Source organism: Brevundimonas sp. A19_0 (assembly GCF_017744255.1).
Lineage (GTDB): Bacteria > Pseudomonadota > Alphaproteobacteria > Caulobacterales > Caulobacteraceae > Brevundimonas.
The window spans coordinates 122,257-145,529 of sequence record NZ_JAGHQP010000005.1 but is presented as its reverse complement, the minus strand read 5'-3'; the positions used below and the strand labels follow the sequence as shown (position 1 = coordinate 145,529).

Sequence of the window (23,273 nt, the reverse complement as noted above, 5' to 3'; positions counted from 1 at the left end):
GCGGACGGTCTTACCCCGGACCCGATCACCCGAGCCCGCGTGGCTTGATGACATTGCGGCGTCTGAATCGCGAAGATTGCTCCGGATGCGGAGCCAGTTTCGTGGCGGCGTCACCGTCGGGCTGATTGCGGCACAGGAGAGTGGGTCCGTCCGAGGTCTGCCCCAAACCTCCCCTTCGCATCGACAGCCACCCTCTGGCAGTGCTCCACTATGGCCTGGAATCCAGCGCCACCATCCCTCTCGCTCGCTACATCCTCGGCAACCCGGATCAAGCCCGTCGTGTGGGCCCGCACGAGGATGATCCAGTTGATGGTCTGCGGGTTTCGAAAGCGGGCAAGGTCAAATTGTTCGAGTGCCTTGATCGACGACTGGTGGACCGACGTCCTCATGAGCGTGACGGCCACAGTGCGAACGTCCGCCCCCTCGCGCAGCCTGTCCAGCGCCATCTGGCAGGCGTCGTTGATGGATTCCATGATGGCCGCCAGGGCTCGCAACGTGGCCCGATGCCGCTGCCGCTCATCCCTCGCTGCCCGCCGCCAAGACCCGAAGGCCAATCCCAGTGCGACGACAGTGGCTGCGCACGTGCCAATAGCTTCCAGAGCCGGCCAGTGTACCGTGTCCACCCAACTGCTGAACATCGCGATCTCCCCCTGCGGCCCAGACTGGCACGAGGACGCCCCCATGACCAAGTGCAGCCGCGCGACCGTCACGCTGGGCGTACCCCGCTCGGCCGCGTTCCTGCACCTGACACAGCGGACATCCTGATCTTGCCGGAGTGAGGCGCGACCGCCGCAGTCAGTCTCGAGTCCGCCTGAGCGCCGAATCTGGAGCGGGTGAAGGGAATCGAACCCTCGTCGTCAGCTTGGGAAGCTGCTGCTCTACCATTGAGCTACACCCGCGGGACCGTGCGGTCGGGGGGAGCATAGTGTGGCGGCGGGCGGCGCGCTAGACTGTCGGGATGATCCGTATCGGCGAGGACGAGCTTGAATTCCGGTTCTTTCGGGCCGGGGGGCCGGGGGGCCAGAACGTCAACAAGGTGGCGACGGCGGTCGAGCTGCGCTTTGACGCCCGGGGCTCGCCCAGCCTGCCCGAGGGCGTGCGCGCGCGGCTGCTGAAGGCGGCCGGGCGGCGGCTGACCCTGGAGGGGATTCTGGTGCTGACGGCGACGCGCTTTCGCACACAGGAGCGCAATCGTCAGGACGCCATCGACCGGCTGCATACCCTGATCGATTCGGTGGCCGCGCCGCCGCGGCCGCGGATTGCGACCCGGCCCACGCGGGCGTCAAAGGAACGGCGGCTCAAGGCCAAGACCCGCCGGTCGCAGATCAAAAGCGGCCGGGGACGGCCGGACGCGGACTAGTTGGCGGTCGGGGCAGCCGCGGGAGTGGCTTCGGCCGGCGCCTCGCGGAACAGCAGCACGGCGATGTGGTCGTCGGCATCGAAGCCGATCACCCACTGGGTCAGCAGTTCCGAGAAGCGCACCTCGAACATGTCGGCCCCGTCCTGGCGCCCCACATAGGTGATGTCCTCGAGGTCGCCGAAGCTCTGGATGGCGCCGGTCAGCTCGGCCTCGACCGGGCGCAGGCGACCGGCCACATCCTCGCTGAAGGCGGTGAAGTCGAGCGCACCGTCCTGGGCGTCCTCGATGACGGCCATCAGGGTCTCGCGGCTACGGGCGACGTCGGGAGCCTCGTCCGTCGGAGCGGCCTGGACCGGCACGGGGGCCGCCGCGCGAGGCGGGGTCTCGAAGGCGTTCGGCAGGCTGGCCGCAGCCGTGTCCTGGGCCAAGGCGGTGCCGGACGTCAGGCCGAGGACGAGGCCGCAGGCCAGTGCGGCGCCCGCGACGGTGAGCGGCTTTCCAGTGATACGCATGCCTTGCCTCCGGGTGTGGCGGTACGGAACTGCCCCTACATTTGCGCTGTCAAAGCGACAGAACAAGGGCAGCCGTTGCGGCGCCCAGCGCCACAATTGACAGAACCGTGGGCCACCAGGAGGGGCGCGGCACCATGACCACCGGGGCGACCGGGGCGCCGTCGGTCTCGCGATGCAGGCGCTGGGACAGGGCGCGGAGGCCGGTGACGACCTCCTCGAGCGCATCGCGCACCTGGGCCTGGGGGCCGAGTTCACGCCGGATCCAGCGCTCGACCACCGGGCGGGCGGCCGCCCACAGGTCGTGGTCGGGATTGAGACGGCGGGCCACGCCCTCGACCGAGACCATGGTCTTTTGCAACAGGATCAGCTCGGGCCGCAGCCGCATGTCGAACAGGGCGGTGATCTCGAACAGCTGGCCCAGCAGACGGCCCATGGAGACCTGACTGGCCTGTTTGCCGATCACCGGCTCGCCCACCGCGCGCAGGGCCTGGGCGAAGGCCTGGACCGAATGGCTGGGGGGGACATAGCCGGCCTCGAAATGGACCCGGGCGATGCGGTCATAGTCGCGGCTGAGGAAGCCCCACAGGATCTCGGCGAGGTAGCGGCGCTCTTCCTTGCCCAGCCGGCCGACGATGCCGAAGTCGACCGCCACCAGCCGCGCGGGCGGGTAGGCGAACAGGTTGCCCTCGTGCAGGTCGGCGTGGAAGGTGCCGTGGTCCAGCGCCTGGATCAGGAAAGCGCGCACCACATTGTCGGCCAGGGCGTCGGTATCCAGCCCCGGCTGTTCGCGACAGGCGGGATCGGTCATGGGCAGGCCCTCGGCCCATTCCAGTGTCAGCACCCGCTTGCCGACCCCGTCCCAGACCACGCCCGGCGCGGTCATCAGGGCGCCGTCCCCGGCCTCGCCCTTCTGCATGACCTCGCCCATTTCGGAGGCGGCGGCGGCCTCGAGCCGCATGTCCAGCTCCAGCTCCATCGAGCGGGCGATGGTCTCGACGAAGGCGCGGGGCTCCAGACGGCGGGCGGGGGCGACGAAACGCTCGGCCCATCCGGCCGCGAGGCGCAGGGCGTCCAGCCCCTCGGCCACGCGCCCCTCCACGCCCGGGCGCAGCACCTTGACCGCCACCTTGCGGCCGTCCTGCAGATGGGCCGCGTGGGCCTGGGCCAGGGAGGCGGCGGCGATCGCGGGCTGCAGGTCGATGAACAGGCTTTCGACCGGGCGGCCGAGGGCCCGCTCGATCTCGATGCGGGCCTGCTCCAGCGGGAAGGGCGGCAGGCGATCCTTGAGACGGCCGAGATCGAGGGCGAACCGGGTGCCAAAGATGTCGGCGCGGGTGGCCAGCACCTGACCCAGTTTGATGGCGGCGGGACCCAGCTTTTCAAGCGCCCGCCCGACCCGCTCGCCGGGGCGGCCGGTCCGGGCCTCACGCCCCGAGAACAGGTGCAGGAGGGCCGCCACGGGGCGCAGCCAGGCGGGCAGCAGCGGGGTGATCTCGCGCGGCAACAGGGCGTCGTGGCGCACCAGGATCCAGCCCCAGCCGATCAGGCGCAGGGCCGCGGCCACCGGGTGGCGCACCGGCAGGGTCCGGGGCGGAGGCGGAGGCTGTCGGAACAGACGGGCCAGGGTCAGATCGCCCAGGCGTGGTGCAGCGCGGCGATGCCGCCGGACAGATTGGTCACGCTGACATTCGAGAAGCCGGCCTGTTCGATCATGGCCTTGAAGGTCTGCTGGTTGGGGAAGCGGCGAATGCTCTCGACAAGATACTGGTAGCTGTCGCGGTCGCCGGCGACCCAGCCGCCGATGCGCGGGATCATCCGGAACGACCAGGCGTCATAGGCCCTGGCCAGCGCCTCGCTGGTGGGATGGGAGAATTCGAGACAGAGGAAGCGACCGCCCGGCTTGAGGACCCGTCGCGCCTCGGCCAGGGCTTCCTCGATCCGGGCCACATTGCGGATGCCGAAGCCGATGGAATAGGCGTCGACCGAAGCATCGGGCAGCGGCAGGGACAGGGCGTCGCCGACCATCCAGGTCACTTCGGGCGAGGCTTCGCGGGCGCCGGCCTCGCGGGCCCGGCCTGCGGCGATCATCTCGGCATTGTAGTCGAGCACCAGCACGGTGGCCGGCTCGCCTCCACTGCGGGCGGCGGCCTTGCGGGCCAGCTTGGCATAGCGCAGGGCCAGATCGCCGGTACCGCCGGCCACGTCCAGAATGACCTCGCCCGGACGGGGGTTGAGACGGGCGGCCGCGGCGTCCTTCCACAGTCGGTGTACGCCGCCGCTCATCAGGTCGTTCATCCGGTCATAGGACGGGGCGACGCTGTCGAACACGCCGCGCACCCGGCGCACCTTCTCGTCGCGCGGCATGTCGCGGTAGCCGAAGGGCGAGAGGGACGGATCGGGGGAGGAAGCGCTCATGGCGGGCGGTTTAGCCTGTCGGTGCGGCGGCGTCACCGGTCCGTGTGGTCGCGGGCGTCAGGCACATACTCCGGATCAGGCGGCGACACGTCGCGGCTGGCCCAGATCGGCCATCACCCCGCGCACCAGGCCATAGCAGCCGCAGGCCGCCCCCTCGAGCGCGTCGCGGTCCAGAACCTCGACCCAGCCGCGGCCCCGCCGGATCAGGCCGCGGCCCTCCAGCTCGGCGCCGACCTCGCTGACGGTCGCGCGACGCACGCCGAGCATGCCGGCCACATCGGCCTGGGTCAGCTCGAGGCGGGCACTGTCGGTGCGGTCCTGGGTCGCCAGCAGCCAGCGGGCGAGGCGCTGGTCCAGCCGGTGCTGGGCGTTGCAGGCGGCCGATTGCTGGACCTGGGCCATCAGGCCCTCGGTAAAGCGGGACAGGGCGGCACGCATGGGCGCACTCTCGGACAGCAGTTCGGCGAAGGTATCGGCGTCGCAGCAGGCGGCCACGCCCTCGATCTGGCCGATGGCGCGCGTCGCGGCGCGCCCGTTCAGCGGGCCACAGGTGACGCCGACCAGGCCCTCGCGCCCGATGGCGGCGGTTTCCACGGCATGGCCCTCGTCCAGCACGGTCATCAGGGAGACTACCCCGTGCAGGGGGAACCAGATGCAGTCGACCGCCTCGCCGATGTCGTACAGCATGAGGCCCGTGTCGAACGGGCGCTCGGTCAAATGCGGGGCCAGCCGCTTGCGATCGACGGGTCGGAGCGTCGCCAGCCACAGATTGTCGGTGAACGCATCCATCAGAACCTCCCTCGAACTGACGGAGCAACGACAAGCTTGACCATTCGGTTCCCGCCTTTCGGAAGCGGCGAAGGGCGGTCTATAGAGGGCGGAACAGCAAGGGAGTGACGCCATGGGCGAGACGATCGGGGCCGAAAAGGCCGTCCAGACGCTGACGGACTGGTCGGTCGATCCGGGCGAGGGTGACGCCATCCAGCGGACCTTCCGCTTTGCCGACTTCAATGCGGCGTTCGGCTTCATGACCCGCGTGGCCCTGATGGCGGACAAGCGCGACCACCATCCCGAATGGTTCAATGTGTACGACCGGGTCGAGGTGCGGCTGACCACCCACGATGCCGGGGGCGTGACCGACAAGGATGTCGAGCTGGCCCGCTTCATGGACACGGTCGCCGCCGCCATGGGAGCCCGCGCATGACCGATCGCGTCAAGGACAAGACCATCCTGATCACCGGGGCCGCCGGGGGACTGGGGCAGGCCATGGCCCTGCGCCTGCTGGAGGAAGGGGCCAGGGTCGCCCTGACCGATCTGGAGCTCGGTGCGGTCGAGGCCCTGCGGGACCGGCTGGCGGCGGATCACCCGGGCCGGGTGTTCGCCTTCGCCCAGGACGTCACCCGCGAGGAGGACTGGGTGCGGGTGGTGGCCGATGCGGTCGCGGCCATGGGCGGCCTGTCGGTGCTGATCAACAATGCCGGGATCGGCGGCGAGCTGCGCTATGCCGAGGCCGACAGCCTTGAGAACTGGCGCAAGGTCCAGGCCGTCAACATCGAAAGCATCATGCTGGGCTGCAAGCACGCCATGCCGCATCTGCGGGCCTCGGCGCCGGCCTCGATCATCAATCTGTCGTCGGTGGCGGGACTGGCCGCCGCCCCGGGCATGGGCGCCTATAACGCCACCAAGGCCGCCGTCTGGATGTACACCAAGACCATCGCGCTGGAGGCCGCCAAGCAGGACTGGAACGTGCGCTGCAACTCGGTGCACCCGGTCTTCATCAAGACGCCGATCCTCGATCCCTTCATCGCCATGGCCGGCGGCGACGAGGCCAAGGCCCACGAGCGGCTGACGCGCGGCATTCCGATGAAGCGCATCGGCGAGCCCGACGATGTGGCCTGGTGCGTGGTCTATCTGGCCTCGGACGAGTCCAAATTCGTGACCGGCAGCGAGTTCAAGATCGACGGCGGCATGCTGGCGCAGTGACGCTTTCACGGTTCTCCTGACGAGCCTGAGCGCCTCTCGCCGCGCGCGGCAGAGGGTGGAGGGCAGGCGGAGCGCCGGGCCTTCGCCCGGAGAAGATGTGTTTTACCGTTTCGACGAAGTCTGACGCTCCGCGCGGTGGTTTTCCGGAAGCTTGCGTCGGGTGGCGGTGTTATCGCCTTACCGCAGCGCCTCCGGCGGGCGGGCTGAACCTGCGTTCAGTCCCGGAACGGCCGAGTTTCCCCCTCGACCCTTGCCCCCACCACACACCCGGAGGCGGTGATGAGGGTGCTCGGGCCATGCGGCCCGACCCCGCTCCATCGCTCCCGCCGCTCACAAGGTCGCAGGCCTTACGAGCCCTCCGTGCGACGGGACGGGGGGAGGTTCGCACAGGCCCGGGGTGAGGCGGGAAGAACGGTGCGGGAAACGGCAGGGGTGTTGGAAAGGCGGGGGAATTCGGGCGCTGTCTTTATAGCTGCGTCCTTCAATCCACCCTTACGAGGAGGCCATCGCGGGTGGCACCGATCCTCGGGTCAAGCCCGAGGATGACGGCTTTCTTTGTCTCCTCCCTAACGAAGTTGGGGAGGTGGATCGGGGGCGATAGCCACCGAGACGGAGGGGCTCTGGAGGGGTGTGCATCCGGTGAGGAGCCCCTCCACCGCTACGCGGTCCCCCTCCCCATCAGGATGGGGAGGAGACGCGGCGTCAGAGCAGGTCGGTCGGCAGGATCTGGCTGCCCAGCAGGCGTTCCATGGTCGACCAGTGGTCGGGGCCCTGGGACTCGACCCAGTCCTGCACCATGTCCCGGCCGAGGCCGTAGTTGATGATGTAGCTGCGGTAGGTATCGATGAAGCGGATGCGGCGTTCGGCCGAGCCGCGGCTATGCAGGCCGTATTTGATCAGGTGCTGGATGGTGGTCTCGCGGTCGGCGCGGCCGGAAAGATAGTCGTCGGCGATGGTGTATTCGGCGCGGGCCAGTTCGCGGGTGATGTCGAGGATGGCGGTCTGAAGCTCGACCTTCTGGGGGTTGAGGCCGGCCAGCGGATACAGGACCGCGCGCTCCCAGTCGCCGCGCGTTTCGCCCGGGAAGGCCAGGTCGATGCCGTAGTTGGCGCTGCCCTCGGCGATCAGGCTCATCGGGCTGTAGAGCGGATAGACGCTCATCTCGACCCAGCCCTTTTCGCGGACAAAGGTCTTTTCCAGCAGCATGTTGTAGACGTGGTGGCCGGGGTAGCCCTCGTGGCAGCCCAGATCGATGGCGCGCTCGATCGAGATCGGCTGGTCGACATTGATCTGGATCAGGCTCTGCGACTGGCCCTGGTACCAGTTGTAGCCCGACCAGGGCTTGTCGGTGACGAATTCGAGGGTGAAGTTCTCGCCTGCGGGCAGGTCGATATGGGCCTCGGTGCGGGCCTTGCACTCGGCAATGGCGGCCGCGATCACCACTTCCTGACGGTCGCGCGGAATGGCGGTGCCGCCCCGGAAGGCGCCGAGGCGGGCGTTGATCGACCCTTCGCCCGGCAGCAGGGCATCCAGCCGCGCCAGCACCGGATCGAAGCTTTCCAGCGGGCGCAATTCCGGACGGATGCCGAACAGGGCCTCGGCCTCGTCGGCAAAGCCCATTGTCTCGCCGGCGATCATGCGGAGGCGGGCGTGGGCGGCCGAGACGTGGGCGCGCAGATAGGCGCGACGCTGGCGCAGCTCGGGGGTCAGCCCCGCCTCGGGCACCGCCTCGATCCCGGCCAGCAGGGTGGTGGCCGCCGCGGTCAGCTCAGGCACGGAGCGCAGTTCGGCCCTGGCCTCTGCCGGCCATTCCTCGGGACCGTAATAGGCGTCGACATAGCCGGGCTCATGCTCGCCGATCTCGAGGATCAGGTGGACGTAGTCCTCGGCTATGACGTTCAGCGCGGCCTCGCGATCCGCAGCGGGCGGCGCGACACTGGCACAGGCCGCGACCAGCAGGACGACCACGGCGGCCACAAGACCGGGGACCACAAGACCGGGGAACGGTGAACGCATGAGACTGAACCTCCCGTAGCAGAGACCCAAGGCTTAAGGCCGGGACGGCGTGGCGCCAAGGCCGGACTTTCGGCCCGCACGATCGGGCCGCACCTTTTGCGCTTTGGGATTGAGGCCCGCCCCGCGATACGATAAGCACCGCCTCCTTGACCCGCACCCGTAGCTCAGCTGGATAGAGTGTTGCCCTCCGAAGGCAAAGGTCACAGGTTCGAATCCTGTCGGGTGCGCCAATCGTCTCCTTAAACTGTTGATTTACAATCACTTTATCTGGACCGCTTCATACCACCCCAACACCCGCCCCAGCACAGAGCACCGCTGCCCGGCCGCGTCCTTGGTGTTCACGCCGCGCGGTCGTGCTCAGCGAGCGCGATAGCGTCGCCCCCATCCCTGCGAATCAGAAGCCCTCGGAACGATTCTTAGTTCGGTGACCCAGCGGAGGTGCACGGGCTCCGGCTCACAGAAGACCATCCATGTGTCGGGCTGCCTTTCGGGCACCGTTAGAGCCGCTATCTTATGCTCTAAATTGCCTCAGGTTGATCGGAGCGTGGGGCCATCTCTCAACTGGCTTGCGGTTTCAAATGTGCCATCTGAACGAACCTTGACGGAAAACTCCATATCGCGGCCCGCCCCGGAGTCAGTCATGTCCACCGCCCCCCAGTCTGTCGTGATGTCAGTCCAGCAATTCTGCGAATGGTCCTCGATCGGGAGGACCAAGGTCTATGAAGAGATCGCCACCCACAGGCTCAAAACGCTGAAGGTTGGCCGGCGCAGGCTGATCAAGCGAGACGAGGCTCAGCGTTGGCTGGACTCCCACGCAAGCAAGGCCGAAGCGTGAAGGAACACCGCCCTTGGTAGTCGGACCCGGCTCTCAGGGCTTTGGCCTTGCGCCGCCCCCCTGCCCGGCGGCTAGGTCGCGTCCTCATAAGTGACGCGCGATGGCCCCCCAAAAGCGGACTCTCGAAATGTCTGCTAAGGGTGGGAAGCGGACATTGGCTGAGAATGGGACGTCGCTACCGGAGCGGCGGTCGCCCGGGCTTCAAACTGCGCGGTCATGGACCGGGGCGCAGCAGCTCGCGAACCGACTGCCACATCATGCTCATCTCGGAGTCTATGGTTAAGATGGACTCAGAGAACCGCTCTTCTGCGCTGGCAGTCCAGATGCGCTCAATGGTGATCTGCTGAGCATGCTCACCATCCTGGAGGCGGATGGTGGCTGGGGGCACTGTCAGCCCAAACTGATTGCGAGGTCAAACACGGGACCGTAGCGTCTCATGATGGCCAAATCGACGAACCCGTTCCGGTACTTTGACAGCTCGCCCGAGGTCATCCGCCTCGTGGTGATGATGTACGTGAAGTACCCGCTGTCGCTGCGCAACGTGGAGGACCTACTAGCCGAGCGCGGCATCGACATCTGCCACGAGACGGTGCGGCTGTGGTGGAACCGGTTCGGTCCAATGTTCGCCGCTGAGATCCGCAGGAAGCGGGTTCAGAAGATGCGCGCCTACACCCACTGGCGGTGGCACCTGGATGAGGTCTACGTGAAGATCAATGGCGAGATGCACTACCTCTGGCGCGCCGTCGACCACGAAGGCGAGGTGCTGGAATCCTTTGCCACCAAGACCAGGGACAAGCCCGCCGCACTGAAGTTCATGAAGAAACTCATGAAGCGGCACGGTCGCGCGCGGGCCATCACGACCGACGGTCTACGCTCCTACAAGGCTGCGATGAAGGAGCTCGGAAACGCCGATAAGCAGGAGGTTGGACGGTGGGCCAACAACAGGGTTGAGAACTCGCACCTGCCGTTTCGACGACGAGAACGGGCCATGCTCCGCTTCCGGCAGATGAAGACGTTGCAGAAATTCAGCTCCGTCCACGCCGCCTTCCACAACCACTTCAACCAGGACCGCCACCTCATCAGCAGAGAGACATACAAGGCCCAACGCTCAGCCGCCCTGGCTGAGTGGCAGACGCTCGCCGGGTAGGCTCTGCGTCCCCTGCCCTACCTGTGCTCAGTGGAGACGAGTTGTCGTTGGACTGACAGCACCCGCCAGAGCCCTCAGGGGCGACGCAGCCACCAGCGCAGCTGCGCCGACCAGAAGCGTGCGGCGGGAAAAAGTGTCTTGGTTCATCTCATCTTCCTTTCGAGATTGCATGGGTGGACTTGCCGGTCAGAGATCGACCCGCCTGAGCCGCAGGGCGTTGGTGATCACCGAGACCGACGACAGGCTCATCGCCGCCGCCGCGATCATCGGCGAGAGCAGAAGTCCGGTGACAGGGTAAAGCAGCCCGGCGGCGATGGGGACGCCAAGCGCGTTGTAGGCGAAGGCGAAGAACAGGTTCTGCTTGATGTTGCGCAAGGTGGCGCGGGCGAGCTTGCGCGCCCGCACGATGCCCATCAGGTCGCCGCCCAACAGGGTGATGCCTGCGCTTTCCATCGCCACATCGGCCCCGGTGCCCATGGCGATGCCGACATCGGCGGCGGCCAGTGCGGGCGCGTCGTTCACCCCGTCGCCCGCCATCGCGATCTTGTGGCCGTCGCGGCGCAACTGGTCGATCAGGTCTTTCTTTGCCTCGGGCAGGATGCCCGCACGCACTTCGTCGATCCCGAGCTTGCCTGCCACGGCTTGCGCCGTGCGCTCGTTGTCGCCCGTCGCCATGATCACCCGCAGTCCCTGGGCATGAAGTTCTCTGATGGCCTGTGCGGTGCTGTCCTTTATCGGGTCGGCGACTGCCACGATGCCGACGAGCGCGCCGTCGAGAGCGACGAACACTGCCGTCTTGCCCTCGGCGCGCAGGGTGTCGGCCTTTGACTCGGCCTGCGCGGTGTCGAGCCCCATCTCCCGCATCATCGCCGCGTTGCCGAGCGCCACCGCGCGCCCACCGACGCGGCCCTGCACGCCCTTGCCTGTGACGGCGTCAAAGTCCGTGGCCTCCTGACGCGGCGCACCCCGTGCCTCGGCTCCCTCGACGATGGCCTCGGCCAGAGGATGCTCGGAACCGCGCTCCAGCGCTGCGGCCAGCGACAGCAGGTCGGTTTCGGCAATGTCGCCAAGCGCCACAACGTCCGTCAGCTTCGGCTTGCCCATGGTCAGCGTGCCGGTCTTGTCCACGATGAGCGTATCGACACCCGCCATACGCTCCAGCGCCTCGGCGTCCTTGATCAGCACGCCCGCCTGTGCGCCGCGCCCGGCCGCCGTGGTGATGGAGATCGGTGTCGCCAGCCCCAGCGCACAGGGGCAGGCGATGATGAGGACCGACACTGCCGAGGCGATGGCGAAGATCAGCGCGGGCTCGGGCCCGAAGATCGTCCAGACGATGAAAGCTGCGATTGCGATGACCACGACCGTCGGCACGAATACCGCCGACACCCGGTCGGCCAGCCCCTGGATCGGCGCGCGGGACCGCCGCGCGTTCGACACCATCGCCACGATCTGCGCCAGCACGGTGTCGGACCCGACCTTGCCCGCCTCCATCACCAAGGAACCGTTCTTGTTAATCGTTGCACCGGTCACCGCATCGCCCGGGCCCTTTTCGACAGGCATCGACTCGCCGGTCAGCATGCTTTCGTCCAGGGATGATCGGCCCTCGATCACGACACCATCGACCGGAACCGCGTCGCCGGGGCGCACGCGCAGCCGGTCGCCCTCCATGATGTTCTCCAGCGGCGCATCGTATTCGGTGCCGTCCGGCAGGATGCGCCGTGCGGTCTTTGGCGCCAGATCCAGAAGTGCGCGGATCGCATCCCCGGTGCGTTCGCGCGCCCGCAGCTCGAGCACCTGGCCCACGAAGACCAGCGCGACGATCACCACCGCCGCCTCGAAGTAGGTACCGACGCCGTGGCCCATCCGGTACTGTTCCGGAAACACACCCGGCAGGAACGTCGCGACGAGCGAGTAAAGGTAGGCCGCCGCCACGCCGATGCTGATCAGCGTCCACATGTTGGGGCTGCGGTTCACGATGGAGTCCCAGCCGCGCCGGAAGAAGGGCAAGGCGGCCCAGAGGATGATCGGCGTGGCCAGCAAAAACTCCAGATAGCTGGCCGTCTGGTGCCCGATCCAGTCGCGCACCGGCAGCGCCACCAGTTCGCCCATGGTCAGGATGATGAGCGGCACCGCCGCCGCGGCGGAGATCCACATCCGGCGGGTGAAGTCGGTAAGCTCCTCGCTCGGCTCGTCAGAGGGGACCATCGGCTCCAGCGCCATGCCGCAGATCGGGCAGGAACCTGGCGCATCGCGAACGATTTCGGGGTGCATCGGACAGGTGTAGTGGACGTTGGCCGGCGCCGCCTTCTTCTGCCCGGCCGCCCGGCCCGAGGCGTAGAACCAGGGATCGGCATTGAATTTCGTCTGGCACTTCTCCGAGCAGAAATGGAAGGTCTCGCCCTGGAACTCCGCGTGTCGGCCATCCGGCTTCACCGCGACCGTCATCCCGCAGACCGGGTCCTTCGTCGTCTCTGTCCCCGCCGGAATGTCGGGCGCCGCGTGTTGGTGATCATGCTCCATGTTTTGCCAGCCTTTCAGTATTTCATTTCAGCTTGCAGCCTCCAGCCGTTGGAAGCTCAAGCTCTTTCATTGGGGGTCGTGAGCACCTTCCGGGGCGGGATTGCGTGCGAGGAAGATCCCGACAAACAGGAACACCAGCGCCATGCCGATCGCGCCCAGCACGACGATGAGAGGGTCGGACTGCCATTTCATCGCGGCGAATGCGGCCAGCACCACGGCATCAAGTGCGATGGCCGTCAGCAACACCCAGCCCCGCGCGCCGATGTCCTCACGCAGATGCCGGAACACGCCGAAATGGATGATCATGTCCATCACTAGATAGAAGAAGGCCCCGAGCGAGGCGATGCGGCTGAGGTCGAAGAAGACCGTTAGGAAGCCCGCGATCACGACCGTGTAGACGAGCGTGTGGTCCTTGATCGTGCCCGGCATCCCGAAATGGCTGTGCGGGATCATTTTCATGTCGGTCAGCATCGCCAGCATCCGCGAGACCGCGAACACGCTGGCGATCAGACCTGACGCCGTGGCCACCAGCGCCAGCGCCACCGTCAGGTAGAAGCCGGTCTGACCGAGGGAGGGCTGGGCCGCTTCGGCCAACGCGTAGTCCTTCGCCGCCACGATACGGTCGAGCGGCAGGCTGGAGCCGACCGCGAAGGCCACCAGCAGATAGACGACGACGCAGATGGCAATCGACCAGATGATGGCCCGGCCCACATTGCGGTGCGGGTCGGTCACCTCTGCGCCGCTGTTGGTGATGGTCGTGAAGCCCTTGAAGGCCAGGATCGACAGTGCAACCGACGCCACGAAGCCTGTGGCGCCCATGTCTCCCCCCGTCGCCTCGAACGAGATGCCGCTCGCCCAGAGGCCTGCTGCCCCGAAAAGCGCGATGCCGCCCACCTTGAGAACGGCCATGACGATGGAGAACAGCCCGACCGACCGGTTGCCCGATACATTCACGAGCCAGGCGAAGACGATCAGCCCGACGCCGAGGATTGGCACCAGCACGCTGTCCGGATCGCCGCCAAACGCCCGCAGCGTGTAGGTGCCGAAAGTGCGCGCGACGAGGCTTTCGTTGATCACCATCGACAGCGCCATCAGGAGTGCAGCACCCGCCGCGACCGTCGTCGGGCCGTAGGCCTTCTTCAGGATCATCCCGATGCCGCCCGCTGACGGATACGCGTTCGACATCTTGATGTAGGTGTAGGCGCTGAACGCGGTTACGATGGCACCCACGATGAACGAGAGCGGGAAGAGCGGTCCGGCGAGTTCGGCGATCTGTCCGGTCAGCGCGAAGATGCCCGCGCCGATCATCACGCCGGTTCCCATGGCCACAGCACCTGGGAGGGTAATACTGTTCTTCTCGTAATCGCTTTTCGTCATGGATTTTCCTTTTCAGGCTTTTGCCGCAGCGCCAACCAGAGCAGCGGCAGCCCCGTCACAAGCCCGAGTCCCAGCACCGCCCATGTCGCGCGGCCGAGGTCTCCGCTAACCGCCTCACCGCCGAAATGGGCCAGCAGGAAGCTTGCCGGTATGATCCCCGCCAGAGTTGCCAAGGCGAAACGCCAGGCGTGTAATCGGCTCAGTCCGGCCGCGTAGCTGATCATGTCGAAGGACACGAAGGGCATCAGGCGGCTGGCAAAAACCGTCGCCGTCAACGCGGTCTGCGAGCCGAGAAGCCCGGCATCGACGCGATCACCGAACACCCGCCGCAAGACATCATGCCCCAGAACCCGTGCTAGACCGAAGGCGATCAGCGCCCCGAGCTCGGCGCCGATGACGACCTGCACGGTCCCCCAGACATGCCCGTAAGCAGCCCCGGCCGCGAGTGCGATGGGGGCGCTCGGGATCGGGCTGGCGACGACGGCGATCGTCATCAGCGCGACGATCAGCGCCGGCCCCCAGAGACCCGCGCGCGCCACCAGCATTTCCAGACTCTCGACGTTCAACAGTTCGCGCCCCTCGGAGAATACCAAAGGCGCGAACTGCCAGACAGCGAGCAGTCCGATCCCGAGGATCGCAAGGCCCGTGAGGATGGCGGCGCGCAGGCTCATCTCAGATCGCCTCGACGGCTTTCGCCAGGAGGTCGCGCACCTCGCCCGCCACGGACGTCAGTTCGGCGTTCTGGATGGCTTGCATCGACGCCACCGGGTCGATGGCGCTGACCTCCACGCCGCCCCCGACCTCGCGCAGGATGACGTTGCAGGGCAGCATCGCACCCACGCGCGGTTCGATCCCCATGGCCTGATGCGCCATCTTCGGGTTGCAGGCGCCGAGGATGCGATAGGCCGGCATCTCGACATCGAGCTTCTTCTTCATCGTCGCCTTGACGTCGATCTCGGTCAGGACACCAAAGCCATGATCCGCCAGCGCCTTTCGCGCGCGAACGTCGACGTCGTCGATTCCCGCGTCCGAGATCATGCGATTGATCGTGTAGGTCATTGCGAAGTCCTTTCTCCTATTTCCGAAGATACTTGATCAACGCTGCTATGGCCAAAACCAGCAGCACAAGGATCAGCAGGCCGAACAGCCAGCCAAATCCCATTCCGTGACCCATTTCGTTCCAGTTCATCATGCCATCCTCCTGCTTTCTTGCTTGTGGCGTACGCATCTCGATCGGCTCTTGCGAGAAGATCGGGTAGCGCACCAGCGCAGCGGTCGGGGCGGCACTGTCAGCCCAAACTGATTGCGAGGTCAAACACGGGACCGTAGCGTCTCATGATGGCCAAATCGACGAACCCGTTCCGGTACTTTGACAGCTCGCCCGAGGTCATCCGCCTCGTGGTGATGATGTACGTGAAGTACCCGCTGTCGCTGCGCAACGTGGAGGACCTACTAGCCGAGCGCGGCATCGACATCTGCCACGAGACGGTGCGGCTGTGGTGGAACCGGTTCGGTCCAATGTTCGCCGCTGAGATCCGCAGGAAGCGGGTTCAGAAGATGCGCGCCTACACCCACTGGCGGTGGCACCTGGATGAGGTCTACGTGAAGATCAATGGCGAGATGCACTACCTCTGGCGCGCCGTCGACCACGAAGGCGAGGTGCTGGAATCCTTTGCCACCAAGACCAGGGACAAGCCCGCCGCACTGAAGTTCATGAAGAAACTCATGAAGCGGCACGGTCGCGCGCGGGCCATCACGACCGACGGTCTACGCTCCTACAAGGCTGCGATGAAGGAGCTCGGAAACGCCGATAAGCAGGAGGTTGGACGGTGGGCCAACAACAGGGTTGAGAACTCGCACCTGCCGTTTCGACGACGAGAACGGGCCATGCTCCGCTTCCGGCAGATGAAGACGTTGCAGAAATTCAGCTCCGTCCACGCCGCCTTCCACAACCACTTCAACCAGGACCGCCACCTCATCAGCAGAGAGACATACAAGGCCCAACGCTCAGCCGCCCTGGCTGAGTGGCAGACGCTCGCCGGGTAGGCTCTGCGTCCCCTGCCCTACCTGTGCTCAGTGGAGACGAGTTGTCGTTGGACTGACAGCACCCTTCAGCAGGTTCCGACTAGCCTAGGTTCGAATGTCTGCTTCGCAGCAATGAACCAACTTCCTTCACTGGCGCGAAGCGGCAGTCCCCTGCCCCGCCCCGGTTGCGAAATGCGCATAAGGTGGGTTGCCGGAAAGCGGACCATCCGGACGTCCGCTATGGGGGGCTTGCGGACGTTGAAGGGGCCGACCGGCTTCTGTAGCCTAGGCTGAGAGGAACTGTGCTCAAATGTACGACCAAATCTTTATTTCAAGCCAGGCTGAGGACCCCGTTTCAACGCTGGTCGTCGAAGGGCTCGCCCAGTTCAACCATGCTGAAGTCGGGGACGCAGGGAAAACAGCTCTAATCGCAAAGCCGGTTGGGGGTGATGGGCAGCCACTTGCTGCAGGCCTTGTGGGATACACCGTTTGGGGGTGGCTCTTTGTTGAGAAGCTTTGGGTGGGAGAACCTCTTCGGGGTAGAGGCCTTGCCGCAAAGCTCTTAGCTGCGGCTGAAGGCGAGGCTGTTAGCCGGGGCTGCAATCGGGCATGGCTCGACACGTTCAACCCAAATGCAAAGCGACTCTACGAGCGGCTAGGCTATGAGGTCTTTGGGGAGTTGCCTGAGTTTGTGGGATCGAACACCCGGTTCTTCATGAAGAAGCAGCTCGTCACCTGAGGTCCGCGCACCGACCGAGGCAGGGGAATGTCCGCTATGGGTCGAAAGCGGACATGGACATGCCGCTTGTAAGCGGACACGTGGCACCGCCGATTTTATGGGTACACACCCTAGGCGCCCCACCACCCCTTCCACCGCCTCGGCCGGGCCCGGGGGTCAACCGGCCATGACATTTGCATAGCGCGGCCAACGTTGTGGGCATGGGCAACCTCGAGCGCGGTCCCACCCTCAGCACCGACGCGCACGACCTCCAGAGCCTCCCTGCGACGGGCCCGCTCTTCCTGTCGATGGGAGTATTCCTCGGCCTCCCAGCCCTGATCGAGGGCTTCCCATGCGCCGTCGGCGAATGCGGAGAGCATGCCCAGTCCATGATCTTCACGGGCGGCCTTTTGAGCCGCAGGTCCAAGCGAGGTCGACGTGCTCCATGCCCGGCCGGTCTGCATAAGGGACGTCGAGCCTTCTTCAGCGCGCAGCAGATCTTTCAGTCGGTGCGTTCGCCGGTTTGCATCCTTCATTGCAACTTGCGGATCCACAGCAGCCCACATTCGCCGGATCCACCGCCACTGTCTCCCGGCCCGCGCCCGGGCCGTTCGTGCGGGTCGGGCACCTTCGCCGAACTCCGGGGCCTCGATGCAGACCGGCTCACCGAAGACCTGCTTGGTTTTCAACCAGGCCATCAACTCTGGGCCTAACTGGTCCGGGGCACATAGCACTGCATCGCAGGTCAGCTTGCCGTCACGCACCAGCCAAACGGCCAAGCGCGGAGCCTGTTCCTGCTGCCGTCGCTTCGTGAACTGGTCGACTTGGTGGAGGAACGCCGAGGTTTGGCGAACGAAGATCTCAACGCCCGTCACCGGGTCCGCGCTTATCGACACCCGCATGTTGAAGAAAACGCCATACTGCTGCGGAAGAAATGACGCCGCATCATAGATCGCCTCGGCCTGGCTGGCCGTCATCCATTGCTTTGGCCCCTCGCTTGGGCGAGCGCTGGCCCTCAGACGACGGGATCGAGACCGTGCCGGCGTCACCAGCACATCCCCGGCCGGCTTAAATTGTTCGGCCGGAGTCTGGCATAGAAGCAAACGAAACCGTGTGAGCTGGGACCTCAATGAGAGTTCAGTGGCCGCGCGGTGGTCGGATGCCTCCCAGAATTGGAGCAGGCTTGACCAAAAGGTCTGCTCGTCTAGCGCAGACGCGGAAACCTTGGCCCGGATGAGGTCGGCGAGACGCGCGCGCTCGCTTGGCGAAACGAAGTGGAAGGCGGCGTCCTCTACCGTCTGAACCCGCGGCACCGAGACTTCCCGATTAAACATGTGCAGAAGAAACGCATGCACAGCCGCCGCCTTGGCGGCAGGTTCCGCGCTCCATGCGGCCAGAGCCTCCTCAACCGCCTGAGGGTCATTGGTGAGCGTCGCCTCGACCACCGACACCAGATGGTCCGTCCACCGCATACCCAAACGCTGGCGAAGAGAGGTGAGCTCCAGGCGCCCATTCTCCTGCGCCTGTTCGAGTGTCTTGATGGCGTCTCGCACTGAACCTCGGGCGCGGTCGGCCACGACTTCGAGAGCGCGGGGATCCGCCTTGATCCCTTCCCTGCCGCAGATATCCCTCAACACCCCAATGATGGCCGGGCGAGGCACAGGGTTCAGCTGCACAATCGTGCACCGAGACCGAACAGCAGCGCGCAGCTTTTCAGGGTCTGTCGTTGCCAGAACGACGGCAGCTCCCGAAAAGGGTTCCTCGAGCGCGCCGAGAATGGCGTCCTGTGCCCCAGGCTCCAACGCGTGCGCCTCGTCGATGAAAATCGTATAACGGCCAAACGGAGGGTGTGACGTGTAATCCTGCACTCGGTCCATGACTTGGCGAGAGCCGTGCACGCCAGCATTCTGATCGAGATAATGGAAATCGGAACGACCGGCCTGAAACTCTTCGCAGACACTGCATTCGCCACAAGGCCCAGCGGCGTCGCCTTCGCATTTTCGAGCGTTCGCGTAGATGCGCGCAAGTGTCGTTTTTCCCGTTCCGGGAGGTCCGACGAGCAAGATTGTGGCGTTGTGGTCGGCCGCCACCCGCTCCCTGACGAGCTTAACAGCCTCATCCTGGCCAACTAACTCATCGAAGCGCCAGGGGCGGTATTTCCGGTCAAAACCAACGGGCATCGGTGGGACTCAGCTTGCGCTACCGTCCCGGGACTCTCCGGCTTCGCCATCGTCAACGTCGCCCTCCTCCTCTCCGACGATCGCACGGTTCAGCGAGGCTTGCGGCCCGCTACCGGACGTGAACATCTGGTCGTCAAGGTCGATTCCAAACTCACGCGCCATACGAGCCCGCGTTTCGGGACATTCGATCTCGCGGAGTTGCTCGCGCACATCGACTTCGGGGAGTTCCATTGGCGCTTCTCCATAGGCGTCAGTCGCAATTTGGCCTTTTGGGCGCAGCCTTCAAGCTTAACCTTGAGGCGGCCGCCGTGATTATGGCGGGGAATAGCGGCAAAGTAAGCAATTTGCCCTCGCGCCTTTTGCAGACGCGAGGTCCGAGCCGCCGATGAAGCTCCCGCTCTGGCAGGGCACGAGGGTGCAGCTCAGATGATGTCACTTACCGCAGAGAACCACTTGAGGACCTGCGATGGCGGAGCCGATCTTTGAGCTCGAGTTCGTACGAGAAATCCGGATCGAGGAGCTTGCCTGGATCGAAGGCGAGGACGCCGCGGATGATTCCGGCCTCGGTTGCAATCGCCACTACAGAGACCTTCGCGCCACTACATGGTCGGAGGTGGACGAGGTAATTGCGGTCGAACGGCAGAGATTTGAGCAGTCCCAGACGCGAGGCTTCATGGACTCTCACGAGATTCAGGAACTCGATGTGGGCGTAGCCGGCGCGACTTTCGCATTGGCGGCGGCCGGTTGCGTTCCGTTCGCGAGCTGCAACGGAGGGGGGCTGCGAGCGCGACTGCGAGCGCATCAGGCAGTGCTACACGGCGGCGGACACGCCCCGGAAAGCCGCCTTGGATGACATATTCATTAGCCTCACCGGCTACGCCCTCGGCACGCTGATCGACAAAGCGGGCTGGTGAGCGCCACCGCGGGCATAGGCAGATGTGGGTCACAACCGACGTGCATCCAACCCGGAGGTTGCGCATGTCAGCAAAGCGCTTGGATCAGACATCCGGCTATGGGTAGCAAACACACCTAAGCTCGAATAAGTCCTTGGCTCGTCATTCTGAGGGGCTCGCGTGGCGCTGGGGCGAAAGAACAGCGGAAAGCAACTGACCAGCCATCTGAAGCGCCTCTATGGCCGGCTGGGTGGCGAACTGCGTTGGATAGAGAACCCGCCCAAACTGAGGCAGAAGAAGTGGCGCGGCGGAGAGGCGTTCGCAGCCGAAGCCGCCGAGCGTGAAACGAGGGCTGAAGAAATCAGGGAGGCGCTTCCGCACATCGTCTACGTTATCCAGATGTTCGATCCGGAATGGGCTCCCGAACAAGAAAAGCTGATCAGGCCGCTCCGCCGGGGGCCTAACCGTCCGCCGCACGGATGGGCGGACGCGGCCTTCGACGTGTTGCGAGAGGACGGAGACTGGTTGACGGTTCGAGAGATGCTGGATCGCGTCGTCGAGCGCCACGATCTGAGCGTCGATGACGGTCCCGCCTACGTTCAGGCATACGGAGCCATCAACGCGGCGTTGAAGCGCGCTCAGCGGGGTTTGGTAAAAGATGGGGGACAGCCGCCTCGATGGGCGCTTAAGTCGCGACAGCGCGGGAACGGGACGACTAGCGCCGCTGGCGAGGACGGCTGGTAGGCGGCGGCGGCTCCCACGCGGCGACCACCGCCTCGCGGAAGCGTTGGCGCAGGCTGGAAAGCAGGCGACCGAACGGCGATGGATCGCGATCTCGGATGTTCAACGGCGCGGCGGTGCGCTTCAGCATCTCCTTCTCCACCGTCTTGTGATAGCCGCAGACCTTGTATCCGATCACGACTTCGCGGCGCAGCCATTCGCTCAAGGCCGCTTCGCTTGCGGAACGGCTCTTGAGGTCGCCGAGTTCGCCGGTCCCCGCGACCCAGTGGATGGCGAAGACCGATTGACGGAACGGCGAGCCCCCAATGCTTCCGAGGAGATGCGCGGTCACCCTCTCGCGCAGAGAGTAGCCTTCGCCAACGTATCCGTTACGCCACACCCCGTAGTCCCACGCCGGAAGTTCCGGATCAGGGAAATAACCAGCGAGGTTGAAGAGCCGTTCGCCGTTCCGAAGGAACAAGCCGTAAACGCCTGGGCTCAGGGGCATTCGCTTGGGATCGTCCATGAACTCGCCCGCCGATACGAACTCGAATCCGTCGCGCCAACGCTTCGCGGATCGGGCATCAGCGACGCGGGGGGTTTCGATTTCTCCGCTGGCGCGCTTGGCCTCCTTGCGCTCCCGCCGCCGCTCCTCGGCGCTCGGTGAACTCCACTCGATCGGCGCGCCGTCCTCGTTGATGATCTTGCAACGGCGCTTGGAACCGCCCGCCTTCTTCTTGAGGAAATAGCCAGCCATTGGCGAGCGGCCTGGTGTCATCATCGTTCCCAGGAGCGCGGCGAAGGCGTCGTCCGGACCGACGCCCGTGTGGCTTAAGCGCCACGTAAGCTGAGCCGTGTAGAGGTCGAGGCAATTGCCGAGGATGCGACGATAGATCAGCCGCATGCCCTCAAGGACGCGGAAGCCGCTTTCGGCCCAGTTAGTGCAGGCCTCCGGCGTATAGAAGTGGTGGTCGTGGATCACCCGCTTCAGCGCGCAATGATCACGAATCTGACCCCAGGGGCCGCCGTCGGCGAACACGACGGCGTTTGGGTCCACCACGTCGATGAACGGCGGGATGGGGTGATGCTCCTGCTTCGCGATCCATGCGCGGGCAGGACCACCCCGCTGGCGAGCCAGCGTCACATGAAACGTTCTGTCGGGCGCGCCATATGGAAAACGGTAGTGATCCTTCTCGTTGCGCACGTTCTTGGGGCGGATGTATCCTTTCAACTCCTTGCCGTCGATCTCGATCTCTTCGCGCAGGATCGTGCGCCGCTCGAAGGCCTGCATTGCGCATCTGATCTTGTGCAGCCAGACGAAGATCGTCTTGTAGTTTTTCACCTTGGCCCGCAGGTCGCGTTTGATCTCAAGGGCGCTGCGGCCCTGATAGGCCACGTTGAACTGCGCCAGGATCAGCAGGATCGTCTTGAACGGCAGCTTGCGGTAGGCGAACGGCGTGTTGGTGGTCAGGGTGAACTGCCTCAGGCACTGCTTACACTTGTAGAGCTTCCCATCTTGATAGGTCCAGGCCGCCGGGCATCCACAGCGATTGCAGGACGGCTCCCCGCCATTCTCGGCGAATCGATACCGACGAAACAGCGCACGCGCGTCATCCTCCGAGAGTTCGGCAATCTCGGTCGGCGTCACGGCGTCAAGAAGTGTGTCGCATATGTGCGCGTTTTATCGCGTTGACGAGCGATAAGTCGCATTGGTTGATCGGTCCGAGGAGTGATGGCATGAACGGTCATGGCTAAGCGCGCTGGAAACCCCGCCGACGTTGATGATCCCGAGGACGCTTGGCGGGAAAAGGCGCGAACGCTATTGCGGGTTGAGCAGCGGCGCCAGAATCTCACCTATGGCGACATTGCGGAGCGCATGCGGGCGATAGGGATCGAAGAGACCGAGGTCAGCGTTCGCAACAAGATCAGCCGGGGGACTTTCCCGGCGACCTTCATGCTGCAATTCATGCACGTGCTTGGGATCGACCTGATCCCCTTCAAGCCTCAGTTCACAGGGGAATTCACATTGCCACCAGAGCTGGTTGGCAATGTTCCGCAGGTTCGGCTGACGCCAGAGCTGATCGCAGCCTTGGTGGAAGCTCCGAAGAAGGATTGATCCATGTTCCGGTGGTTTCCGCCGGAGATTTGGGCAGCTCGGCCAACGCACCGACCGATGGGCACTCGCCAGACCCGGTGACCGGCTTCGACTCAATTGGCTGCGGGCTCGGTGGCCTAGCCCCCCTTCATGTCGGGCGGTGCGATAGCAGGATAATTCCTGAACCGATCAGGCACACGACCGCACCCAGCAGGTCCCAGCGATCGGGCGGTTGACGTTCGACCAGCCATAGCCAAAGCAGCGACGCCGCGATGTAGACGCCGCCGTATATGGCGTAGGTGCGGCCGGCGGCATCAACTTCCACCCGAGTGAGGAAGAAGGCGAAAGCCACGAGGCAGAGAATTCCCGGCACGATCCACCAGACCGAGCGATCCTGCCGCAGCCACATCCAGAAAGTGAAGCAACCAGCGATCTCGGCAATGGCCGCGAGACTGTAGTAGAGCCCGACCTTGATCG

General features: G+C 65.2%; 24 protein-coding genes and 2 tRNA genes. 10 read left to right on the top strand and 16 right to left on the bottom strand.

The annotated features are described in order from the left end of the window. Positions 1-110 precede the first annotated feature (110 nt). Both J7346_RS07475 and J7346_RS07470 read right to left on the bottom strand, forming a co-directional pair. Positions 111-473, bottom strand: a complete 363-nt coding sequence (locus tag J7346_RS07475; RefSeq protein WP_209119271.1) for a hypothetical protein — start codon at positions 471-473, stop codon at positions 111-113. 352 nt (positions 474-825) lie between these two features. Then, positions 826-899: transfer RNA gene (locus J7346_RS07470), tRNA-Gly, on the bottom strand. Between the two features lie 59 nt (positions 900-958). On the opposite strand from J7346_RS07470, the gene arfB reads away from it, so the two are divergent. After that, positions 959-1,360, top strand: a complete 402-nt coding sequence (arfB, locus tag J7346_RS07465; RefSeq protein ID WP_209119270.1) for an alternative ribosome rescue aminoacyl-tRNA hydrolase ArfB — start codon at positions 959-961, stop codon at positions 1,358-1,360. On the opposite strand, the gene J7346_RS07460 is transcribed toward arfB, so the two are convergent. The 4 genes from J7346_RS07460 to J7346_RS07445 form a co-directional block, all read right to left on the bottom strand. After that, complete coding sequence (locus J7346_RS07460) at positions 1,357-1,872, bottom strand: hypothetical protein (RefSeq protein WP_209119269.1); 516 nt, start codon at positions 1,870-1,872, stop codon at positions 1,357-1,359. The two genes, arfB and J7346_RS07460, sit on opposite strands and share 4 nt — an antisense overlap. 49 nt (positions 1,873-1,921) lie before the next feature. Continuing rightward, positions 1,922-3,454 (bottom strand): 2-polyprenylphenol 6-hydroxylase, encoded by a 1,533-nt coding sequence (gene ubiB, locus J7346_RS07455; RefSeq protein WP_245157723.1) that lies wholly within the window; start codon positions 3,452-3,454, stop codon positions 1,922-1,924. A 44-nt stretch (positions 3,455-3,498) separates the two neighbouring features. Then, complete coding sequence (locus J7346_RS07450; RefSeq protein ID WP_209119268.1) at positions 3,499-4,287, bottom strand: class I SAM-dependent methyltransferase; 789 nt, start codon at positions 4,285-4,287, stop codon at positions 3,499-3,501. Positions 4,288-4,362: 75 nt separating this feature from the next. Beyond that, a complete protein-coding gene (locus J7346_RS07445) occupies positions 4,363-5,076 on the bottom strand; it encodes a Crp/Fnr family transcriptional regulator (protein WP_209119267.1) in 714 nt (237 codons plus the stop codon). 112 nt (positions 5,077-5,188) lie between these two features. Here J7346_RS07445 and J7346_RS07440 point away from each other — a divergent pair, with 112 nt between their 5' ends. Continuing rightward, a complete protein-coding gene (locus J7346_RS07440; protein WP_209119266.1) occupies positions 5,189-5,491 on the top strand; it encodes a 4a-hydroxytetrahydrobiopterin dehydratase in 303 nt (100 codons plus the stop codon). Continuing rightward, a complete protein-coding gene (locus J7346_RS07435) occupies positions 5,488-6,270 on the top strand; it encodes an SDR family oxidoreductase (protein ID WP_209119265.1) in 783 nt (260 codons plus the stop codon). Before J7346_RS07440 ends, J7346_RS07435 begins: the two co-directional genes overlap by 4 nt. A 702-nt stretch (positions 6,271-6,972) precedes the next feature. Here J7346_RS07435 and J7346_RS07430 read toward each other — a convergent pair. Continuing rightward, the gene (locus J7346_RS07430; RefSeq protein ID WP_209119264.1) at positions 6,973-8,286 is read right to left on the bottom strand and encodes a hypothetical protein; all 1,314 of its coding nucleotides are present in this window, start codon (positions 8,284-8,286) and stop codon (positions 6,973-6,975) included. 153 nt (positions 8,287-8,439) lie between these two features. Between J7346_RS07430 and J7346_RS07425 the strand changes: the two genes are divergently transcribed. The 3 genes from J7346_RS07425 (at position 8,440) to J7346_RS07415 (ending at position 10,268) form a co-directional block, all read left to right on the top strand. After that, positions 8,440-8,516: transfer RNA gene (locus J7346_RS07425), tRNA-Arg, on the top strand. A gap of 410 nt (positions 8,517-8,926) precedes the next feature. After that, positions 8,927-9,121, top strand: a complete 195-nt coding sequence (locus tag J7346_RS07420; protein WP_209119263.1) for an excisionase family DNA-binding protein — start codon at positions 8,927-8,929, stop codon at positions 9,119-9,121. 439 nt (positions 9,122-9,560) lie between these two features. Next, positions 9,561-10,268 (top strand): IS6 family transposase, encoded by a 708-nt coding sequence (locus tag J7346_RS07415; RefSeq protein WP_209119295.1) that lies wholly within the window; start codon positions 9,561-9,563, stop codon positions 10,266-10,268. Positions 10,269-10,454: 186 nt separating this feature from the next. Here J7346_RS07415 and J7346_RS07410 read toward each other — a convergent pair whose 3' ends face one another. The 5 genes from J7346_RS07410 to J7346_RS07390 all read right to left on the bottom strand — a co-directional run bounded on the left by J7346_RS07410 (position 10,455) and on the right by J7346_RS07390 (position 15,480). Further along, positions 10,455-12,788, bottom strand: a complete 2,334-nt coding sequence (locus J7346_RS07410; protein WP_209119262.1) for a heavy metal translocating P-type ATPase — start codon at positions 12,786-12,788, stop codon at positions 10,455-10,457. A 66-nt stretch (positions 12,789-12,854) separates the two neighbouring features. Next, the gene (locus J7346_RS07405) at positions 12,855-14,165 is read right to left on the bottom strand and encodes an APC family permease (protein ID WP_209119261.1); all 1,311 of its coding nucleotides are present in this window, start codon (positions 14,163-14,165) and stop codon (positions 12,855-12,857) included. Then, positions 14,162-14,836 carry a VTT domain-containing protein gene (locus J7346_RS07400; RefSeq protein WP_209119260.1) on the bottom strand — a complete coding sequence of 225 codons (675 nt, stop codon included), beginning with the start codon at positions 14,834-14,836 and terminating at the stop codon, positions 14,162-14,164. The genes J7346_RS07405 and J7346_RS07400 overlap by 4 nt, the downstream gene beginning before the upstream one ends. 1 nt (position 14,837) lies before the next feature. After that, complete coding sequence (locus J7346_RS07395; RefSeq protein ID WP_209119259.1) at positions 14,838-15,224, bottom strand: DUF302 domain-containing protein; 387 nt, start codon at positions 15,222-15,224, stop codon at positions 14,838-14,840. A gap of 16 nt (positions 15,225-15,240) precedes the next feature. Then, the gene (locus J7346_RS07390; RefSeq protein WP_209119258.1) at positions 15,241-15,480 is read right to left on the bottom strand and encodes a hypothetical protein; all 240 of its coding nucleotides are present in this window, start codon (positions 15,478-15,480) and stop codon (positions 15,241-15,243) included. Between the two features lie 23 nt (positions 15,481-15,503). On the opposite strand from J7346_RS07390, the gene J7346_RS07385 reads away from it, so the two are divergent. Both J7346_RS07385 and J7346_RS07380 read left to right on the top strand, forming a co-directional pair. Continuing rightward, the gene (locus J7346_RS07385) at positions 15,504-16,211 is read left to right on the top strand and encodes an IS6 family transposase (RefSeq protein ID WP_209119295.1); all 708 of its coding nucleotides are present in this window, start codon (positions 15,504-15,506) and stop codon (positions 16,209-16,211) included. A gap of 289 nt (positions 16,212-16,500) precedes the next feature. Next, a complete protein-coding gene (locus J7346_RS07380; protein ID WP_123288421.1) occupies positions 16,501-16,929 on the top strand; it encodes a GNAT family N-acetyltransferase in 429 nt (142 codons plus the stop codon). Between the two features lie 110 nt (positions 16,930-17,039). Here the strand turns inward: J7346_RS07380 and J7346_RS07375 are convergent, their stop codons facing one another. Together J7346_RS07375 and J7346_RS07370 are read right to left on the bottom strand one after the other, a co-directional pair. Continuing rightward, positions 17,040-19,088, bottom strand: a complete 2,049-nt coding sequence (locus tag J7346_RS07375; RefSeq protein ID WP_209119257.1) for an AAA family ATPase — start codon at positions 19,086-19,088, stop codon at positions 17,040-17,042. A 9-nt stretch (positions 19,089-19,097) separates the two neighbouring features. Next, positions 19,098-19,319: a hypothetical protein gene (locus J7346_RS07370; protein WP_209119256.1), complete on the bottom strand. Its 222-nt coding sequence runs from the start codon at positions 19,317-19,319 to the stop codon at positions 19,098-19,100. Between the two features lie 842 nt (positions 19,320-20,161). On the opposite strand from J7346_RS07370, the gene J7346_RS07365 reads away from it, so the two are divergent. Further along, a complete protein-coding gene (locus J7346_RS07365) occupies positions 20,162-20,725 on the top strand; it encodes a hypothetical protein (protein WP_209119255.1) in 564 nt (187 codons plus the stop codon). On the opposite strand, the gene J7346_RS07360 is transcribed toward J7346_RS07365, so the two are convergent. Beyond that, entirely contained in the window at positions 20,697-22,349 is a 1,653-nt protein-coding gene (locus J7346_RS07360; protein ID WP_209119254.1) for a GIY-YIG nuclease family protein, read from the bottom strand. The two genes, J7346_RS07365 and J7346_RS07360, sit on opposite strands and share 29 nt — an antisense overlap. A gap of 99 nt (positions 22,350-22,448) precedes the next feature. Here J7346_RS07360 and J7346_RS07355 point away from each other — a divergent pair, with 99 nt between their 5' ends. Continuing rightward, positions 22,449-22,817 (top strand): DUF6471 domain-containing protein, encoded by a 369-nt coding sequence (locus J7346_RS07355; protein WP_209119253.1) that lies wholly within the window; start codon positions 22,449-22,451, stop codon positions 22,815-22,817. A gap of 127 nt (positions 22,818-22,944) precedes the next feature. Here J7346_RS07355 and J7346_RS07350 read toward each other — a convergent pair whose 3' ends face one another. Beyond that, positions 22,945-23,271: a YnfA family protein gene (locus J7346_RS07350; protein ID WP_209119293.1), complete on the bottom strand. Its 327-nt coding sequence runs from the start codon at positions 23,269-23,271 to the stop codon at positions 22,945-22,947. Positions 23,272-23,273 lie beyond the last annotated feature (2 nt).

What these genes read in the sequence shown, in the direction of transcription:
- J7346_RS07475 (WP_209119271.1), bottom strand. Translation starts at nt 473, where the DNA reads ATGGAATCCATCAACGACGCCTGCCAGATGGCGCTGGACAGGCTGCGC.
- J7346_RS07435 (WP_209119265.1), top strand. Translation starts at nt 5,488, where the DNA reads ATGACCGATCGCGTCAAGGACAAGACCATCCTGATCACCGGGGCCGCC.
- J7346_RS07405 (WP_209119261.1), bottom strand. Translation starts at nt 14,165, where the DNA reads ATGACGAAAAGCGATTACGAGAAGAACAGTATTACCCTCCCAGGTGCT.
- J7346_RS07370 (WP_209119256.1), bottom strand. Translation starts at nt 19,319, where the DNA reads ATGGAACTCCCCGAAGTCGATGTGCGCGAGCAACTCCGCGAGATCGAA.
- J7346_RS07400 (WP_209119260.1), bottom strand. Translation starts at nt 14,836, where the DNA reads ATGAGCCTGCGCGCCGCCATCCTCACGGGCCTTGCGATCCTCGGGATC.
- J7346_RS07415 (WP_209119295.1), top strand. Translation starts at nt 9,561, where the DNA reads ATGGCCAAATCGACGAACCCGTTCCGGTACTTTGACAGCTCGCCCGAG.
- J7346_RS07375 (WP_209119257.1), bottom strand. Translation starts at nt 19,088, where the DNA reads ATGCCCGTTGGTTTTGACCGGAAATACCGCCCCTGGCGCTTCGATGAG.
- J7346_RS07445 (WP_209119267.1), bottom strand. Translation starts at nt 5,076, where the DNA reads ATGGATGCGTTCACCGACAATCTGTGGCTGGCGACGCTCCGACCCGTC.
- J7346_RS07460 (WP_209119269.1), bottom strand. Translation starts at nt 1,872, where the DNA reads ATGCGTATCACTGGAAAGCCGCTCACCGTCGCGGGCGCCGCACTGGCC.
- J7346_RS07420 (WP_209119263.1), top strand. Translation starts at nt 8,927, where the DNA reads ATGTCCACCGCCCCCCAGTCTGTCGTGATGTCAGTCCAGCAATTCTGC.
- J7346_RS07440 (WP_209119266.1), top strand. Translation starts at nt 5,189, where the DNA reads ATGGGCGAGACGATCGGGGCCGAAAAGGCCGTCCAGACGCTGACGGAC.
- J7346_RS07380 (WP_123288421.1), top strand. Translation starts at nt 16,501, where the DNA reads ATGTACGACCAAATCTTTATTTCAAGCCAGGCTGAGGACCCCGTTTCA.
- J7346_RS07385 (WP_209119295.1), top strand. Translation starts at nt 15,504, where the DNA reads ATGGCCAAATCGACGAACCCGTTCCGGTACTTTGACAGCTCGCCCGAG.
- arfB (WP_209119270.1), top strand. Translation starts at nt 959, where the DNA reads ATGATCCGTATCGGCGAGGACGAGCTTGAATTCCGGTTCTTTCGGGCC.
- J7346_RS07430 (WP_209119264.1), bottom strand. Translation starts at nt 8,286, where the DNA reads ATGCGTTCACCGTTCCCCGGTCTTGTGGTCCCCGGTCTTGTGGCCGCC.
- J7346_RS07450 (WP_209119268.1), bottom strand. Translation starts at nt 4,287, where the DNA reads ATGAGCGCTTCCTCCCCCGATCCGTCCCTCTCGCCCTTCGGCTACCGC.
- J7346_RS07355 (WP_209119253.1), top strand. Translation starts at nt 22,449, where the DNA reads ATGGCTAAGCGCGCTGGAAACCCCGCCGACGTTGATGATCCCGAGGAC.
- J7346_RS07410 (WP_209119262.1), bottom strand. Translation starts at nt 12,788, where the DNA reads ATGGAGCATGATCACCAACACGCGGCGCCCGACATTCCGGCGGGGACA.
- J7346_RS07395 (WP_209119259.1), bottom strand. Translation starts at nt 15,224, where the DNA reads ATGACCTACACGATCAATCGCATGATCTCGGACGCGGGAATCGACGAC.